The sequence below is a fragment of the Enterococcus sp. HMSC078F03 genome, assembly GCF_001811595.1.
GTDB classification, from domain to species: domain Bacteria; phylum Bacillota; class Bacilli; order Lactobacillales; family Enterococcaceae; genus Enterococcus; species Enterococcus faecalis.
On record NZ_KV805554.1, the window covers coordinates 25,266 to 41,869 of the forward strand.

At 37.1% G+C, this 16,604-nt stretch carries 14 protein-coding genes; 3 read left to right on the forward strand and 11 right to left on the reverse strand.

Going from position 1 to position 16,604, the window contains the following annotated elements; genetic code table 11:
• Positions 1 to 9 precede the first annotated feature (9 nt).
• From HMPREF2810_RS05005 to HMPREF2810_RS05030, 6 genes are all read right to left on the reverse strand, one after another.
• Positions 10 to 1,128 carry a Nif3-like dinuclear metal center hexameric protein gene (locus HMPREF2810_RS05005; RefSeq protein WP_010715158.1) on the reverse strand — a complete coding sequence of 373 codons (1,119 nt, stop codon included), beginning with the start codon at positions 1,126 to 1,128 and terminating at the stop codon, positions 10 to 12.
• Positions 1,112 to 1,828: a tRNA (adenine(22)-N(1))-methyltransferase gene (locus tag HMPREF2810_RS05010; protein WP_010715157.1), complete on the reverse strand. Its 717-nt coding sequence runs from the start codon at positions 1,826 to 1,828 to the stop codon at positions 1,112 to 1,114. Before HMPREF2810_RS05010 ends, HMPREF2810_RS05005 begins: the two co-directional genes overlap by 17 nt.
• 202 nt (positions 1,829 to 2,030) lie before the next feature.
• The gene (gene alaS / locus HMPREF2810_RS05015) at positions 2,031 to 4,673 is read right to left on the reverse strand and encodes an alanine--tRNA ligase (protein WP_002366615.1); all 2,643 of its coding nucleotides are present in this window, start codon (positions 4,671 to 4,673) and stop codon (positions 2,031 to 2,033) included.
• A gap of 347 nt (positions 4,674 to 5,020) precedes the next feature.
• A complete protein-coding gene (locus HMPREF2810_RS05020; RefSeq protein ID WP_002389199.1) occupies positions 5,021 to 5,701 on the reverse strand; it encodes a helix-turn-helix domain-containing protein in 681 nt (226 codons plus the stop codon).
• A gap of 548 nt (positions 5,702 to 6,249) precedes the next feature.
• On the reverse strand, positions 6,250 to 7,608 hold the full coding sequence (locus HMPREF2810_RS05025) for a DEAD/DEAH box helicase (protein ID WP_002419772.1): 1,359 nt from the start codon (positions 7,606 to 7,608) through the stop codon (positions 6,250 to 6,252).
• A gap of 53 nt (positions 7,609 to 7,661) precedes the next feature.
• Positions 7,662 to 8,843, reverse strand: a complete 1,182-nt coding sequence (locus tag HMPREF2810_RS05030; protein ID WP_010715155.1) for a VanZ family protein — start codon at positions 8,841 to 8,843, stop codon at positions 7,662 to 7,664.
• A 55-nt stretch (positions 8,844 to 8,898) separates the two neighbouring features.
• Between HMPREF2810_RS05030 and HMPREF2810_RS05035 the strand changes: the two genes are divergently transcribed.
• Complete coding sequence (locus HMPREF2810_RS05035; RefSeq protein ID WP_025192216.1) at positions 8,899 to 9,297, forward strand: hypothetical protein; 399 nt, start codon at positions 8,899 to 8,901, stop codon at positions 9,295 to 9,297.
• Positions 9,298 to 9,357: 60 nt separating this feature from the next.
• Here HMPREF2810_RS05035 and HMPREF2810_RS05040 read toward each other — a convergent pair whose 3' ends face one another.
• From HMPREF2810_RS05040 to HMPREF2810_RS05060, 5 genes are all read right to left on the reverse strand, one after another.
• Positions 9,358 to 9,696, reverse strand: a complete 339-nt coding sequence (locus HMPREF2810_RS05040; RefSeq protein WP_002357741.1) for a zinc ribbon domain-containing protein YjdM — start codon at positions 9,694 to 9,696, stop codon at positions 9,358 to 9,360.
• A 113-nt stretch (positions 9,697 to 9,809) separates the two neighbouring features.
• Complete coding sequence (locus HMPREF2810_RS05045; protein ID WP_002357742.1) at positions 9,810 to 10,763, reverse strand: DHH family phosphoesterase; 954 nt, start codon at positions 10,761 to 10,763, stop codon at positions 9,810 to 9,812.
• A 13-nt stretch (positions 10,764 to 10,776) separates the two neighbouring features.
• Positions 10,777 to 12,096, reverse strand: coding sequence for a DRTGG domain-containing protein (locus HMPREF2810_RS05050; protein ID WP_002357743.1), 1,320 nt, complete (start codon positions 12,094 to 12,096; stop codon positions 10,777 to 10,779).
• Positions 12,097 to 12,105: 9 nt separating this feature from the next.
• Positions 12,106 to 12,780, reverse strand: a complete 675-nt coding sequence (locus tag HMPREF2810_RS05055; RefSeq protein WP_010715154.1) for a metal-dependent hydrolase — start codon at positions 12,778 to 12,780, stop codon at positions 12,106 to 12,108.
• Between the two features lie 204 nt (positions 12,781 to 12,984).
• Positions 12,985 to 14,418, reverse strand: coding sequence for an MFS transporter (locus HMPREF2810_RS05060; RefSeq protein WP_010715153.1), 1,434 nt, complete (start codon positions 14,416 to 14,418; stop codon positions 12,985 to 12,987).
• Positions 14,419 to 14,609: 191 nt separating this feature from the next.
• On the opposite strand from HMPREF2810_RS05060, the gene HMPREF2810_RS05065 reads away from it, so the two are divergent.
• Complete coding sequence (locus HMPREF2810_RS05065) at positions 14,610 to 14,960, forward strand: helix-turn-helix domain-containing protein (RefSeq protein ID WP_010715152.1); 351 nt, start codon at positions 14,610 to 14,612, stop codon at positions 14,958 to 14,960.
• Positions 14,961 to 15,295: 335 nt separating this feature from the next.
• Positions 15,296 to 16,417, forward strand: a complete 1,122-nt coding sequence (locus HMPREF2810_RS05070; protein WP_002357749.1) for a baeRF6 domain-containing protein — start codon at positions 15,296 to 15,298, stop codon at positions 16,415 to 16,417.
• The last annotated feature ends 187 nt before the right edge of the window (positions 16,418 to 16,604 follow it).

Here is a 16,604-nt window from a genome sequence, read left to right on the forward strand (position 1 = left end):
CTTCATTTTTTATTTAAAACGAAATGGGTTGGTATTCGCTTCTGATTCAAAAATGGATACAGCCCACTCATTTTCTTGTTTCCATTGATTCATTAATTCCACAAGTTTTGGCTTACAAAGCGCTTCAATGTAATGACCAGGATCGATGACTGGTAAATCTTCAGCAATCATGTCATGTGCCGTATGATAATACACATCACCAGTAATATAGACATCGGCTTGTTTACGTAATGCATCATGATAGAATTTTTCACCACTTCCACCACAAATGGCTACCCGTTGAATCATTTTAGTATCATCTTTTGCAATGACCCGCAAGCCGTCCAATTGGAAAGCTTCCTTGACTTGCTGTACAAAATCAGAGAATCTCACAGGCTTGTCTAATACTCCAACCCGACCTAAACCAAATTCTTTTGATTGATTTTCAATGGTATAAACATCATACGCCGGTTCTTCATAAGGATGCGCTTGTAACATAGCTGCAAGAACTTGTTCCTGCTTAGTTTCAGGGAAAATCACTTCGATTTTTGCTTCTTGGACGACACTTTCTTGACCAATTTCGCCAATCGTGGGATTTGCTCCTTGTGTTGGTGTAAAACGTCCTGTTCCAATTAAAGAGTAACTTGTTTTAGAATAATCACCTTGAGCTCCAGCGCCAGCTAGACCTAAAGCTTCTCTCATTTGCGGAGCTTCATCAATTGGCACAAAAACGGCTAATTTTTTATAAGGAACAGTATGTGTTTTAGTTAAAAAGGTGGTCTGTTTAATTCCCAATAATTCACAAAACCAATCGTTTAAGCCATTGTCAATAATATCCATATTAGTATGCGCTGCGTAAACAGCAATATCGTGTTTTAATAAATCAGCGTACATTTTTTCTTGAAAATTATCTGTGGTTAATCGCTTAACTGGGCGGAAAATAGGTGGGTGTTTCGCAATAATTAAATCAACCTGCTTCTCAATTGCTTCTTCAACGACCTCAGGACGAACATCTAAGGTAACCATCACATTTTCAATTGGTTTATCTAACGTACCAATGTGCAAGCCCACAGGATCTCCCGTTTCAGCTAACCACTCGGGACAATAGTCATTGAAGCGTCGAATCAATGTCTTACCGTTCACAGCCATTGGTCAGTACCTCCTCAATTAATTGTTGGTCTTGCTGTAGTTTCGCTTGTTTTTCAATATGTTCTCCACTTGCTTTTGCTAGTTGTGCAAGAACAGTTTTGCGCTGTTTTAATTCTCGTTGCCATTTTTTAGTAAAAACCGGTCCTTGTTTTTTAATTAAAACTGGCCCAAATAGTAATTCTTGGTCCGTATAAGAAACGGATTGCTCTGTTTTTTCGGCTACGATAATTTCATACAATTTACGGTTTTCTTCCACGATTGTTTCATCAATAATACTGTAGTCGTTTACCATTAACCAGCGGCGTAAAGTTGGTTCACCAATATTCGGTTGTAAAACAAGGCGTTTCTTCCCTGTTAAACGATTTTTTTTGCGTCCAGCTTCTAAAATATCTCGGATTAATGTGCCGCCCATTCCACAAATACTAATGACGTCTATTTGATCTTCAGGTTCAATTGCATCTAGCCCGTTCGCTAAACGTACGATAATTTTATCCGTCAAATTGGATTTACTGACTTGGGTTTTGGCAGATTGATAAGGGCCTTCTACCACTTCCCCAGCCACAGCAAAAGACAGTTTATTTTCTAACATTAAAGCAACTGGTAAATAAGCATGGTCTGAACCAATGTCTGCTAAGCGACTTCCTCTAGGGATTAAATCACCAACCGTTGCGAGACGTTTTGATAATTGATTTTCATTCATATTTTTGATTCCTCCGTTGCTTATTATACCATTGTCAATTGAAGATGAAAACTTACACATTCGTGCAATCTGCTGTTTTCTCTCCGTAATCACTTATAAAAAAGAACCCCCTTCAAAATCAATTTCATAACTTTGAAGAGGGCTGTCATTATTGCTATAAAGAGCATTCTCCTTATATTAATAATAGGGAAAACATTTTAAATTAGGCATTTGCCAACCAGTTTTCAACTTCTGCTAAGGCATCCGCAATCCCTGCTGGATTTTTCCCACCAGCTTGAGCCATATCAGGACGACCACCGCCGCCACCGCCAACTTTTGGCGCAATTGCTTTGATTAAGTCACCGGCTTTTAGGCCTTTTCCGTTCATGTCTTTTGTCATAGCCGCTAACAAGCTTACTTTTTCATCTTGTGCAGTTGCTAGAACTAGTACATCAGACAATTCTTTTTGTTTCCATTGGTCGGCCAATTGGCGTAATTGATTCATGTCTTTAACATTGACTTGAGCGGCAATATAACGAACACCGTTGACGTCTTTGACATCTTTAAAAATGTCACCAGCTTGTTGGTTCGCTAATTTACCAGCCAATTGTTCGTTTTCTTTTTGTAGATCACGTAATTGTTGTTGCAATTGCTCTGTTTTCGTAACCACTTCTTTTAATTGAGGTGATTTAACTAATGTAGCAATCTCTTTCAATTGACGTTCTTCTTCTTGTAAAAGTTGATACGCTTCTTTACTCGTCACTGCTTCAATACGGCGTACTCCTGCACCAATCCCAGATTCAGAAACAATTTTGAAAATCCCGATATCTTCTGTATTAGCAACGTGTGTTCCACCACATAATTCGATAGAGTAATCCCCAATATTAACTACACGGACTTCTTTGCCATATTTTTCGCCAAATAACGCCATTGCGCCCATGTTTTTCGCTGTATCAATATCTGTTTCAATTGTGACAACAGGAATAGCTTCCCAGATTTTTTCGTTAACGATGGCTTCCATCCGCGCTAGTTCTTCTGATGTAACTTGCCCAAAATGAGTAAAGTCAAAACGTAGATGTCCTGGTGCAACTAATGAGCCTGCTTGGTTGGCATGCTCCCCTAACACATCTTTTAACGCACGATGCAATAAATGGGTTGCCGTATGATTTTTCAAAATACGTGTCCGCATCCGTTCGTCCACTTGCAATTGATAAATTTGACCTTCTGCTAATGGCGCCAAAACTTCTACTTTGTGTAAAAATTGACCGTTTGGTGCTTTTTTCACATCTACCACGTTGGCAACGACTTCCCCTGCGGTATTTTTTACATAGCCGCGGTCAGCAATTTGTCCACCCATTTCAGCATAAAATGGTGTTTCAGCAAAAATTAATTCGGCTGTTCCTGCAGATGCTTCATTTACTAGTGCGTCACCTTGAATAATAACAAATAATTCACTATCATGTGTTAATTCTGTATAGCCAACAAATTTACTTTCTACTTTAATATCTGTTAATAAAGCAGATTGAACACCCATTGAAGTTTCTTTACTGCGGGCAGAACGAGCACGTTCACGCTGTGCTTCCATTTCTGTCTCAAACCCAGCATGATCGACTTTCAAGCCTTCATCTTCTGCAACTTCTTCCGTTAATTCTACCGGGAAGCCAAAAGTATCATAAAGTTTGAAGATAATTTTTCCATCTAATGTATCGCCTTTTGCATCTTTAACTTCTTTAATAACCTCATTTAACATGCTCAAACCTTCATTGATGGTTTCATGGAAACGTTCTTCCTCTGTCCGAACCACTTTTTCGATGAAGTCTTTTTGTTGTAATACTTCTGGATAGTAACTTACCATGATTTCGCCAACAACAGGCACTAATTTGTATAAAAAGGCTTCATTAATGCCTAATTTTTTCCCGTGCATTACCGCACGACGTAATAAACGACGTAACACATAGCCACGACCTTCATTTGAAGGAAGCGCACCATCACCAATTGCAAAGGATAAGGCACGAATATGGTCAGCAATCACTTTAAAGGAAACATCCGTTTGTGGTGCATCTCCATATTTTACATTGGTTCCTAAAGCTTCTACCGCATGAATGATTGGCATAAATAAATCAGTTTCAAAATTTGTTGGTGCATCTTGAATAATAGATACAACACGTTCCAAGCCCATGCCCGTATCAATGTTTTTATGTGGTAATGGTTCATACGTATCTTCTGGTGTATGGTTAAATTCAGAGAACACTAAGTTCCAAATTTCTAAATAGCGTTCATTTTCGCCACCAGGATAATTTTCTGGATCATCTTCTGGAATATCTAAAAATTCTTCGCCGCGATCATAAAAGATTTCCGTATCCGGCCCACTTGGACCAGCACCGATATCCCAGAAGTTATCTTCTACATCAATAATATGGTCTTCAGATAAACCAACTTCATCACGCCAAATGCGTTTTGCTTCTGTATCTTTCGGATAAACAGTCACATATAATTTTTCAGGGTCAAAAGCAAGCCATTCAGCACCAGTTAAGAATTCCCAAGCCCAGTGAATCGCTTCATTTTTAAAATAATCTCCAATTGAGAAGTTCCCTAACATTTCAAACATTGTATGATGACGAGCCGTTTTCCCAACATTCTCAATATCATTTGTACGAATAGATTTTTGAGCATTCGTAATTCTTGGATTTTCTGGCACAACAGAGCCATCAAAATATTTTTTCAAGGTTGCAACACCAGAGTTAATCCATAATAATGTTGGATCGTTTACTGGTACTAAAGAAGCGCTTGGTTCTACTGAATGTCCTTTAGACTTAAAGAAGTCTAAATACATTTGGCGAACTTGACTACTTGTTAATTCTTTCATTGATTTTCCTACTTTCTATTAATAATTAACTATTTATGTTTTGTACCCTCTTAAGTGGCAGATTGTGAACAAAAAAACACCATTGCAGTCAAGGACGATTGCTCGCGGTACCACCTTGATTGCAATGATGTTGGATCATTACCTCTTAAGCTCTATAACGCAGAGTCGCGTTGATATTTCTATCAAGTCCATCTAAAGGGAGCAAGTAAATTTATCTGATGCCCTTCTCTCAGCAATGAACGGCTTTCTGTGATCCAAATAAGATTCCTCATATCCTTTAGCTTATAGTCAAAAGTATAAGAAAAATCTACCGAAAAGTCAATTGTTTTCGTAGGAATCTTTCCTTACTAAGCTGTTTCAAACAACGTTTGCTCTAAATAAGGCAAAATTTTTTCATTTATTTGATACCCTTTTCCCCAAGAGGTCGTAATAATCTCTTCATTCATACCTGCATCACTAAATTTTTGTTTCACTCGTTTACATACAAAAGACAGCTGCGATTTTGTAGAAGCATCTGGTTCTTTCTGCCAAAGCAAGCGACAAATTTGATCACGATCCAACCCTTCGTGGGCATGCTGATACAAGATTTTTAAAAAGCGTTGCTCGTTTTTTGTAAAGCGAATCTTTTTTACTTGGTCATCAAGTAGCTCGGCTGTTGCTTCGGCAAAACTTTGATCCACCGTGTCAATTTTTTCACGAATCTCTTCCAATGAATCTTTGAGGCCCAACCACCGGATAATGCCTCTTTCCTGCCAAATCTCCGCTTCACGTTTGTTACACATCGATTGTGAACGTCGATAAATCGGCTTCTCTAATGATGAAAGACTTCCTAATAATCTCAAGCAATCGTTCTGAGAAAGTGTTTCGCTTAACACAATTGCATCAAAATAATTAAAAAAAGTTAACTCGTGTTCTACAGTTTCTTCAAAGCAGTTTGTACAAAAGACTTCATAATTTAAATATTGTAATTGCTGCTGAAATGTTTGCTCAACTAAAATGTTCTTTGTTAATACCAAAATCCTTCTCATTTTTTCTTTCCTCCTAGAACTTCTTTCTGTTACCCATAACTAAACGCACCGATCAAAATACGTTACCAAATCGCGTGTTTCCTCCAGCGATTGATTAATAAATACCTTTTTATCTTCATCTCTCTTCGCTCCTTTATTCTTTATTTTAGTGGTTATTTATATTATATTAGAAAATGCATTTTTTTGTGTGTGAAATTTTTTTATCCTCCGTAAAAAAAAATGAATTTCCTTTAATATCAACTAATAAAGCCGATTTTTTTACAAAAAAAAGGCCGAAACTTCCTACTTTTTGCTAAAACATGCCAAAAAATCTGTAATTTTATCATTTTTTTCTTGAGAAAACATCAAAATGTTGGTTCTAAACACTAACATTTTGATGTTTTTAACAAAAATCTTTACAATTAATCGGTAAATTTCTCTACTTTTAGCAATAGTCACTTTAAAAAAAGAGTTATTTTAAAAGTGACTTAAATATTTATCATATAAAAAAGTAAGGGACGAGAATCTTAAAGATTCTCGTCCCTTACTTTAAATAATCCACAACGTTTTTAGTTAGAAGAATTCTTTTTTGCTTTTCTAGCAGAACGATCTTTCTGACGACGTTCAATTTTACGTTTTTTCTTATTGCTGTCTTCAATTGCCCAATTAATTTTTTTCTTGTATCCTGGTTTAATTTTTTTCTTTTTCTTTTTCACTAAACCAATTAACGTTGGGTCTAATTCTTCTCGAGATTTTTCTCGTTTTGTTCGACGATTGCGATCATACGTCTCTACAATCTCACCATTTTTAATTTCTTTTGGTTTGAAAGAAACACCTAACTGCTCAATCTGAGTAATCGCTTCATCATCTGCTGGTGAATATAATGTTATGGCAGTCCCATTCAATCCATTACGCCCTGTGCGACCAACCCGATGGATAAAGAAATCCAATTCATGTGGAACTTCTGCATTGATGACATGTGAAACCCCTTCAATATCAATCCCACGTGCGGCTAAATCAGTAGCTACCACATATTGGTAGTCAAGATTTTGAACTTGACGCATCACACGTTTTCTTTCGCGTGGTGTAATGTCTCCATGAATTTTGGCAACTTTTAGGCCTTGATCTTTTAAGTAATCGGTGATTTCATCAACTCTTTGTTTAGTATTTGCAAAAACAATCGCTAAATAAGGATGCCCGATAGTCAATAATTGATAAATTATTTGATTGCTGTTTTTTCCTTTGGTGGAAATCAACCAATTGTCAATTGTTTCTGAAATAACTGCTTTTGGTTTGATGTGTTCAATCACTGGATTTTCTAAATATTTTTTTAAAAATGGTCGTAATTTTTCTGGAATCGTTGCAGAAAAAACGAGCATTTGTAATTTTTCTGGCAAACGACCTGCAATTTGATCGACTTCTGCTAAAAAGCCCATATCTAATGTCATGTCTGCTTCATCGACAACAAAGGCAAAAGCTGTATGCACTTTCAAAGCTTGTTCATTCATCATATCTAAAATCCGCCCTGGTGTACCAATCACCACATGAGGTTGCTGATGCTTTAATTTAGTTAATTGACGTTGTTTATCTGTTCCGCCAACAAAATTTGACACGCGAATTTCTGGTTGACTGAAACGAGCCAGTTGCTGCGCTTCTTGATAAATTTGATTGGCTAATTCACGACTAGGCGCAGTAATCACAATCTGCACTTCGTCGATAGTTGGCTTAACTTTATCCATTAATGGAAGTAAAAAAGTATGCGTCTTTCCACTTCCTGTTTGCGATTGTCCAATGACACTTTTCCCTTTCTTAATGATTGGGATTAATTTTTCTTGGACTTCTGTTGGTTCTTCAAACCCTTTTTCTGCGAGTGCTTCGTTGATAAAAGGTTGAAATTGAAATTGTTTAAATGAAGGCACTTGCCTCACCTCTTCTCGTTAAATTCTTTATGCACTTTGGCATTATAACACAAAAACAACTTTTACTCACCTGCTGATTCCTTTGTTTTCGCAACTTCTAATGTACTGACTGTATAAGTATGGCTGGCTTTTTCATAAAACAAACGCCGTTTTTTACGAATCAAGGTTAACAAAACGTTGATCAAAAATAGTAAATATAAAATTAAACAGAACAAATACAGAAGCAATGACACCATTTGCAACATCCGATTAGAAGAATTCAATAAATCAGCGGCATTAGCTAGATAAATACTAATTAAGCCATATACAAAATACAAATAACCGTAGCGAACAAACAAAGCTTTTAAACGAATTTTTTCATGTCCTGTTTCAACCACCCGAATGCGCACAACTTTTTTCCCTAACGTTTGACCATTTGTCAGTTTCATCATGACGATAAAGACCGCAAACACCATGATAAAGAACCACATCCGATCTGAAAAAAACGGATAATTGGTTGCCAAATTTTTATAAGCTGGAATGAAATTTAGTCCAAAAACGAGCAGGCCTTGCACAAAGCCAATCACCAACCAATCAATCCCCCATGCAAAGAAACGTCTTAACAGGCTAACTGTCTGCCCTTTTTCATAAGAGGTGGCATCAATTTCTTCTCTTGTTGGCAATAAAAAGGTAAAGAGTGGCGTCAACCAATAACCGACCATGCCTCCGACGGTATTATTAATTAAATCATTGACATCCGCCAGGCGATACGAACGTGGATAAATAAAATAAAGGCCAGATAACTGTGTTAATTCAAAAAATAATGACAATAAAAAACTTGCAAGAACTGTTTTTAAAAATGAACATTTGAAATAATACCGTAAATACACACCAAAAGGTAAAACTAATAAAACATTAAACAGTGGTTCTAAAACGGCATGCTGTTTTAATGCTGGCAAATACGTACTAGGATCTTTGAGCGAAAAAACAGTTTCGTTTAAAATCCCTGAAATAAAATGAAAAGGCCGCAGTTCCATTGTTGGTCCTGTGTATTGAGCCACTTCTGCCCGAGATGGCAACGGTAAAATCACCAAGAAATAGGCACATAATAAATAAAAAACAAATGAATACAAAATCATTGCTCGTGTCCAAACAAAGGAACCATATTTGCGGTATTCATAGATTAATAATGCCCCAGAAATAAAAAATGCTAGAAACGGGAAAATAATGATTGCCCATTTAATTGGTTCGCTATATACTGCCATAAAAATTCCTCCAAGATAAACAATTTCAAGTATGAATGCCTCAATAACACTATACTTGTTTCTAGAAAAATGTACCAACAATAAATTTTATTTTGCAAATCCTCTTCTTTGCAGTATCATTAAGAAAAAGGAGGACGTTCTCATGTTACAGCCATATTTTGCGTTTGGAGTGCCGCTATTTTTACTTGTGCTCTACTTACTCTTTGCACTGATTCACCGTCAAACAACGATTCATTATTTACGGTTTATTTTGTTACTTATTTCAACATTTCTCATGATTTTTAGTTTCCAAGTATTGCAAGAATCATGGACCATCAACCCTGAAACGTTAAAAGATGCCGCTTATTCTCCGCAATGGTTATGGATTCCTTTAGGTATCGGGTTAATCCTCACACTTTACAACGCTTGGCACGGCCTTCGTACAATGATAAAATACAAGACCGATAAACATTAGTAAGAGTCTAGGACGATGGTTGTGTCCTAGACTCTTACTGTCTCATCATTCAAATGAAATTTAATTTTTCTTAACAAACTCTGATTTTAACTTCATTGGACCAAAACCATCTACCTTACAGTCGATGTTATGATCGCCTTCCACTAAACGAATGTTTTTCACTTTTGTGCCTTGTTTAATTGCGCCACTGGCACCTTTAACTTTCAAATCTTTGATTACAGTAACACTGTCACCATCCGCTAAAAGATTGCCATTTGAGTCCTTGACTACTAAGCCTTCTTCTGCAACTTCTTCTGTTGGTGACCATTCATGACCGCATTCTGGACAAATAAATAATCCGCGATCTTCATAGGCATATGCCGACCCACATTCAGGGCAGTTTGGTAATTGCTCTGTCATTAACGTTCTCCTTTGTAAAAAATAATTCTTTTTCATTTTACCTTATTTTCTAGTGAATGAAAAGTAGTCCTAATGATTTATCAACAACCGATAACTACTTTCTAATTACTTATTTATTTTTGAGCCCACTCTTGGCAAGCTGCCTGAATTTCTTGGTAAATCACTTCAATTTCAGCTGCATCACGGGCATTAGCGCCACTTGCCAAAGGATGGCCGCCGCCATGATGTTTTTTAGCAATTGTATTAATGATTGGGCCTTTGGAACGTAACCGAACGCGATAATAACCTTCCGGCTGTTCAACAAAGATTGCCCATGAGAGAACATCTTCAATTTTTCCTGGCATTGAAACAATGGCTGCCGTTTCAGAATCGACAATATCATAACTGTTTAAAATACTTTGTGGTAAAACGACACGAGCAGCGCCATTTGCGTCGATTTCTAAATTTTGATAAATATAACCCGCTAATTTAGCAACCTTTAAAGGCATTTGGTCTAACTCACGATTTAAGTCTGCGGCATTAAAGTTAAACGTACGCAATTGCGCAGCGACAGCGAGTGTATGCGCCGAAGTGGAAGGATAAAGAAAACGCCCTGTATCCCCCACAATCCCAGCATACAATAAACGAGCTGCATTATCTGTCATCGTTAATTCTGCTAAATGCTGTTGCCAAAAATCAACAATAATTTCACTACAACTACTTGCATTTGTATTCACCCAAACTAAATCTCCATAAGGTTCATCATTCGGATGATGATCGATTTTAATTAATTGATCGCCTAAAGAAAAACGCGCATCACTAATTCGTGGAGCATTTGCAGTATCTGTTACAATGACTAATGCACCTCGATAGACATCGTCAGTAATAACATCCATTTCAGCTAAAAACTCTAAACCTTCCACTGGTCCGCCTACCTGATAAATATTTTTTTCAGGAAAGCTCGCTCTTAAGAGTTCTGCTAACCCAACCTGTGAGCCAATCGCATCTGGGTCGGGCCTTTGATGTCTATGAATAATAATTGTTTCATATTGTTTAATTGCTGCCATAATTTCTTTTACTACGTCCATTCTTTGTAGCCTCCTACGTTCTCTCCATCACTTGGCAAACAACAATTGCTTTTGCCACAATGACATTTTCTAAATAAACTTCAATATCTAATTTTGCAGAGCGACGACCAATTTCTAAAATCCGTGGACGAATGTCCAATTCACTTTCCAACTGGATTAGCCGCAAATAATGTAGATTCACTTGTTCAATTAGTACATTTCTTTTTTGATTCATCAACATTGTTCGTTGTGTCACATTAGAAATAATTTCACTTAGGACACCGAACGAGATGGTACCAACACTGTTAACCATTTGGGGCGCAACCGAAAAACGAAAACGGGTTGTTTCTTTGCCATTTTCTTCAACAGGCATCACTTCCCCGGAAATTTGATCTGAAATTGTATCTGCAATTTGTGGTTGTCGTTGCACCAATTGCATGGCTTTCATCACATCTTGGCGAGAAACAATTCCAACAAGCGCTAAATCATCTTCCACCACCGGCATGACTTCTAGACCATCCCAAATCATTTGATGACTGACACTCGCTACACTCATCATCTTTTTCACAACATTGGGATCCTTGGTCATGACTTTATCCACGGTTAAATGTTCACTTTTACCAATGACATCTTTGGCTGTGACAATCCCCACTAAACGTAATTTCTTATTTACTACTGGGAAACGAGAATGATGGGTACTTTCAGATAATGCCTGATAATCTGCAATCGTTTGAGTTGTCAACAAATAATTGGTTTTTTCAAGCGCTGTATAAATATCACTGACGAGTAAAATGTCTTTTTTAATCAGCTGATCACTTAAAGCACGGTTAATCATAGTAGCCACAGTAAATGTATCATATGTGGTTCTCAAGACAGGCATACCCAGACGATCTGCTAACTGCGCAATCTCTTCAGATGTTTCAAATCCACCTGTAATTAAAACGGCTGCCCCATTTTCTAAAGCAAGCTTTTGCACGCCTTGGCGGTTACCAACAATCATTAAGGATCCGGGAGTAATATATCGCGTCATCGCGGTTTCTGTCATCGCACCAATTACAAATTTATTAAGGACTTTGTCTAGACCAGAGCTACCGCCTAACACATCCCCTTCAATAATCCGGACCACTTCACCAAATGTTAATTTTTCAATATGTTTTTTTAACTTCCGCTCAATTCGTATCGTACCAACACGTTGAATGGTGGAAACAAGCCCAATATTTTCTGCATCTTTGATGGCCCGATACGCTGTTCCTTCACTAACACTTAAACTTTTGGCAATGCTTCGAACAGAGATTCGATCGCCAATCGGTAATTCTTCAATATGTTTTAAAATTTGATCATGTTTCGTCGCCATAATTTCCTCCTAAACTAGGATCGTCTCTCCTGGGTTTAATACTTTCCCGCCAACTACTTGCTCTACGAATATTGCTGGATTTTGTTGGATAACAGGAAAGGTATTGTAATGAATTGGAATGGTTATTTCGGGATTTAAGTAAGAGACTGCTTCTAGCGCATCCTCTGGCCCCATCGTATAATTATCGCCAATTGGTAAGAACGCTACATCAATGGATTTGTCTTTTGCAAAAAGGCGCATATCTGAAAACAACGCCGTATCACCCGCGTGATAAATTTTTTTATCTTCTGCTTCTAAAATAACCCCACTTGCTTCGCCCATGTAGGTCATTACGCCGTCTATTTCATAACCGGAACTATGCAAAGCTGGCACAAATTTAACCGAACCAAAAGGAAAGACATAACGCCCACCTAGATTCATTCCATGCGCTTTTACCCCTTGCGACTGCGCATACGTAGCCACTTCAGCTATCGCAATAATTGTTGCCTTGTTGGCTTGAGCAATTGCTAGCATATCGCCAATATGATCGCTGTGTCCGTGAGTGATTAAGATGTAATCAGGGTGTAAGTCTGCAAGTGAAACGTCCGTTAAAGGGTTTCCATTAATAAAAGGATCAAATAAAAGGTTCGTGCCGTCGTTTAGACGAATTTCAATACATGAATGTCCATGTCCTATCAGTTCCATTTGTATTCCTCCTAAGGTATTTTCTACACAATCTTATGATAATTAATCGTCAAATTCATTCTTAAAAGTAGTACAGTTTAGTACAGTTTACTTTCTTTATTGTAACAGAGAATTAGAAATATACAATCGCATTTGCTTATTTTCTTAGCTAGTAAAGAAACAGACGAGAAAAATCATGAATCTTTCTCGTCTGTTTCTTTTTACTTATTTGGTTGTTTTCCGAAAACGTAAAATCGTTAATATAAAGGCCGCCACACATAATAGAAAGGCGACAAAAAAGGTTTCACGCATTCCCACAATAAATATATCTGGGCGATTAGCCAGATACGTGGTTACTCGTTCACCATAGGCTTCGCTCATGCCACGATATAAAATGGTCGTTGACAACGCAATCCCAATGACCATTCCTAAGTTTCTAGCAAAAGAATTCATACTTCCTGCTACACCTAAATCTTGCTTTTCAACACTGCTCATAACCATTGTATTGTTTGGAGACTGGAAAAGTGCATTTCCCAAGCCCATAATGGCTGTTGCAATCACATAATACCAGATGGGGGAATTCATATCTAAAAACATATACATTAACGACGTACAGCACAAAAGCAACAATCCGCCAAACGTTAAAATACCTGGGCCAATCTTATCCGTCAAATAGCCACTCAGAGGAGCCCCAACCACCATCAATAACGGAAATACCATCATTAATAGACCAGCATAACTAGCACTTAGTTTGCGTGCATCCTGCAAATAAAATGGAATGACAACATTTACAAAAAAGTTTGAGGCAAAAATTAAAACGGCAGACAATAAACTTAAAGTAAAAATTTTGTTTTTAAAAATTGCGAACTTAATAAGTGGGCTTTTTCTTTTTCGTTCAACCATTATAAATAATCCTAATGCGATTACTGCAATAATGAACAATAAATAGGATTGTAACGAGCCAAACCCGCTCTCTTGTCCGAGGAAAATCCCGCCGAAGAACGTCATAATCGCAATGGCAATACAAGCAAATCCTGGAAAATCGATTTTTTCTTTTGTTTTTGTAATATCTTTTGGTAGAAACTTTTCGCCAATTAAAATTGTAATTAGCCCCACGGGAACATTAATCCAAAAAATATACGACCAAGAAAAGTTTGATAAGATCAATCCACCAATCCCAGGACCAGCAATCGCGCCTAAAGATACAAAGGCACCTACTGCACCAAGCGCCCGCCCTCTTTCATTTAAAGGGAATACTTCCGTAATAATTCCTGAATTGGTCGCCATGGTCATGCTAGCACCAATACTTTGAACGACTCGCGCAAATAATAGAAAGCTCAGCGATTGATTAAAGCCACAAAGTAACGAACCAATCGTAAAAATAACCGTGCCAATTCGATAAACTTTTATTTTTCCAAAACTGTCGCCAATTTTTCCAAATAATAATAAACAAGCACAGACAACCATTAAATAAATAGATACGACCCATTCCGCTTGATTCATGGGTACGGACATTTCTTTTGAAATAGTCGGTAAAGCAATATTTACAATGCTGGAATCTAATGTAGACATGAAGGTAAACATAGCCACAGAAACTAAGATCCACCAACGATTTTTCTGCACTTCAGAATCCTCTTGGTAACTTTTAATTTTCTCCATTGATTCATCCCCTCTCGCTCCAAAACAGTTTACTTACTAATAATAACTCTATTTCTTCTTTTTTTCATCGGAAATTTTCTAAAAAATCACTCATGAGATGTTCACCTTCTTATTACACGCTCGCAATTGACAACCATTCGCTTTTACGCTAATTTAAAATTAGCAAACGGAAAACGCAAGGAGGACTTGAAATGACCTTAATTTCTCGCATTAAACAACTAGCTCAGTCAAAGCAATTAACCCTCGCCCAATTAGAAAGAAACGTCGGCATTTCCAATGGACAAATTCGTCGTTGGGATACCTCTTCGCCTAAAGTAGAGAATCTTTTAAAAATAGCAGACTATTTTTCTGTTTCCTTGGACTATTTAATGGGCCGCACCCAACAAACAGAGATTAATCATCAGGTACCTATGACAAGCACACAAAAAGAGTTACATATTCACATTACTACGGAAGAGTTAACAGAAGAAGAAATTACTCAGTTAGAGGAAGAAGCAAATCGTTTCTTGCGGTTCCGTAAATTTGAAATGACAAATTCTTAAAGAACGTTCACTTCTCCTAGTCAATTGATAGCAAAAACTAGAACCTAAACAAAAAAACCACCACGACCGTCGTCTGTGGTGGAAATGAAGGTTGTTATTTACTCTTGGTAGGAGTAAGTATGAAAAAACCAATTCGGGATAATTGGCATAACGTAAGTATAGTGGTTTGTGCCTTTTTTATCATGAGTTTCAGCTATATTTTTTATAAAACTTTTATTAGAGCACCATTAACAGTCCTTTATTTAGATTCTTTAAAGCGTTTTCTTTTATTGAACATATTGTTTTAAACATTCGATTTCCTGTGCTACACTTATTTTTAGAAGGGGGATTTTATTATGGCAAATCAAAAAAAAGATAGCTTATCAACATTATTTTCTGAAGAAGTTCATGGACCGTTTGTTACCTTCTTGTTTAACACCCATGTCGCTCATCAAAACGTAGAAAAAGATTCGCTTGTTTTGAAAAATTTTGCAAAAGCGGCAAAAACACGCTTTGAAAAAAAATTTCCTGAGGAAAAATGGGCTGTTTTTCAAGAAAAAATTGACGCACTTCTAGCTGATGCTTCCTTCTGGCGCAACGGCACAGCAAGTGTTTCAATCATCTTATCTCCAGAGAACACCTTTGTTCAACGATTAGATGTGCCCGTTGACGATCAATATTACGTGGACACGATTCCTTATTTACTTGGACTAGTCAAAGACAAACAATTTAACTACCATTATTACCTACTTGCTCTAAATCGCGATTCAATGAAACTTTACAAGGTCGATCATACGACTGTGACTCCTGTTGAATTGCCTAAAGATGCACCAACAGACGTGGTCACAGCTTTAGGTGATGAATTAACGGGGGGTAATTTAAACTTTTCAACTCAAGGTAGTTCTAACGGTTCTAAAGAAGGTGTCGCTTATCATAGCATCAATACTAAAGATAAAGAAGTTGAAATTGATTGGGTGAACTACTATCAAGCAGTCGATACTTTCTTAAAAGATCAACTGGATAATCCTGAAAAATTACCGCTTTATCTTTATGCTTTACCAGAAAACCAAACACTCTTTAAAAAGATTGCTAAAAACCCTTATTATGATTGCTCAATTTCAGTTGCTGCTTCACCTGCACAAGCAACCATTCAAGATATCCGCAGCGCTAGTGAAAAAATAGCTGCAGAGTTAACAGAAAAAGAAACAGCTTCTTATAACAAATTACTAGATCGTAAATTCTTAGATCAATTTACAGATATTTCGCCAGCGGCAGCTGACGGCAAAATTTCCCATCTTTTTATTGCAACGTCACTCTTTGTTACTGAAAACAATGAAATGTCATCTGAAGAGTATGATCGTCGCAAACTTTTAAACACCATTGCTTACCAAGTCATTCAAAACGGCGGTCAAGTTTTTGTTTTAGACCAAAAAGCTGCACCAGATGAAAAATCTTTAGCGGCTATCCTCCGTTATTAAAAACAGGCAAAAAGCCCATTGTAAGAAAGCGCCTTACAATGGGCTTTTTTTCTGAGTCTTATTGAAACAGCACTATAACAGCCTTATCTTCACTTTCTAGTTTTTAAAAAACATCCGATAAAAAAGAAAATAAGGTTATCGCTATACAAAAACCAGTTAGTATGCTATAGTAATAGATGTAGTTTTT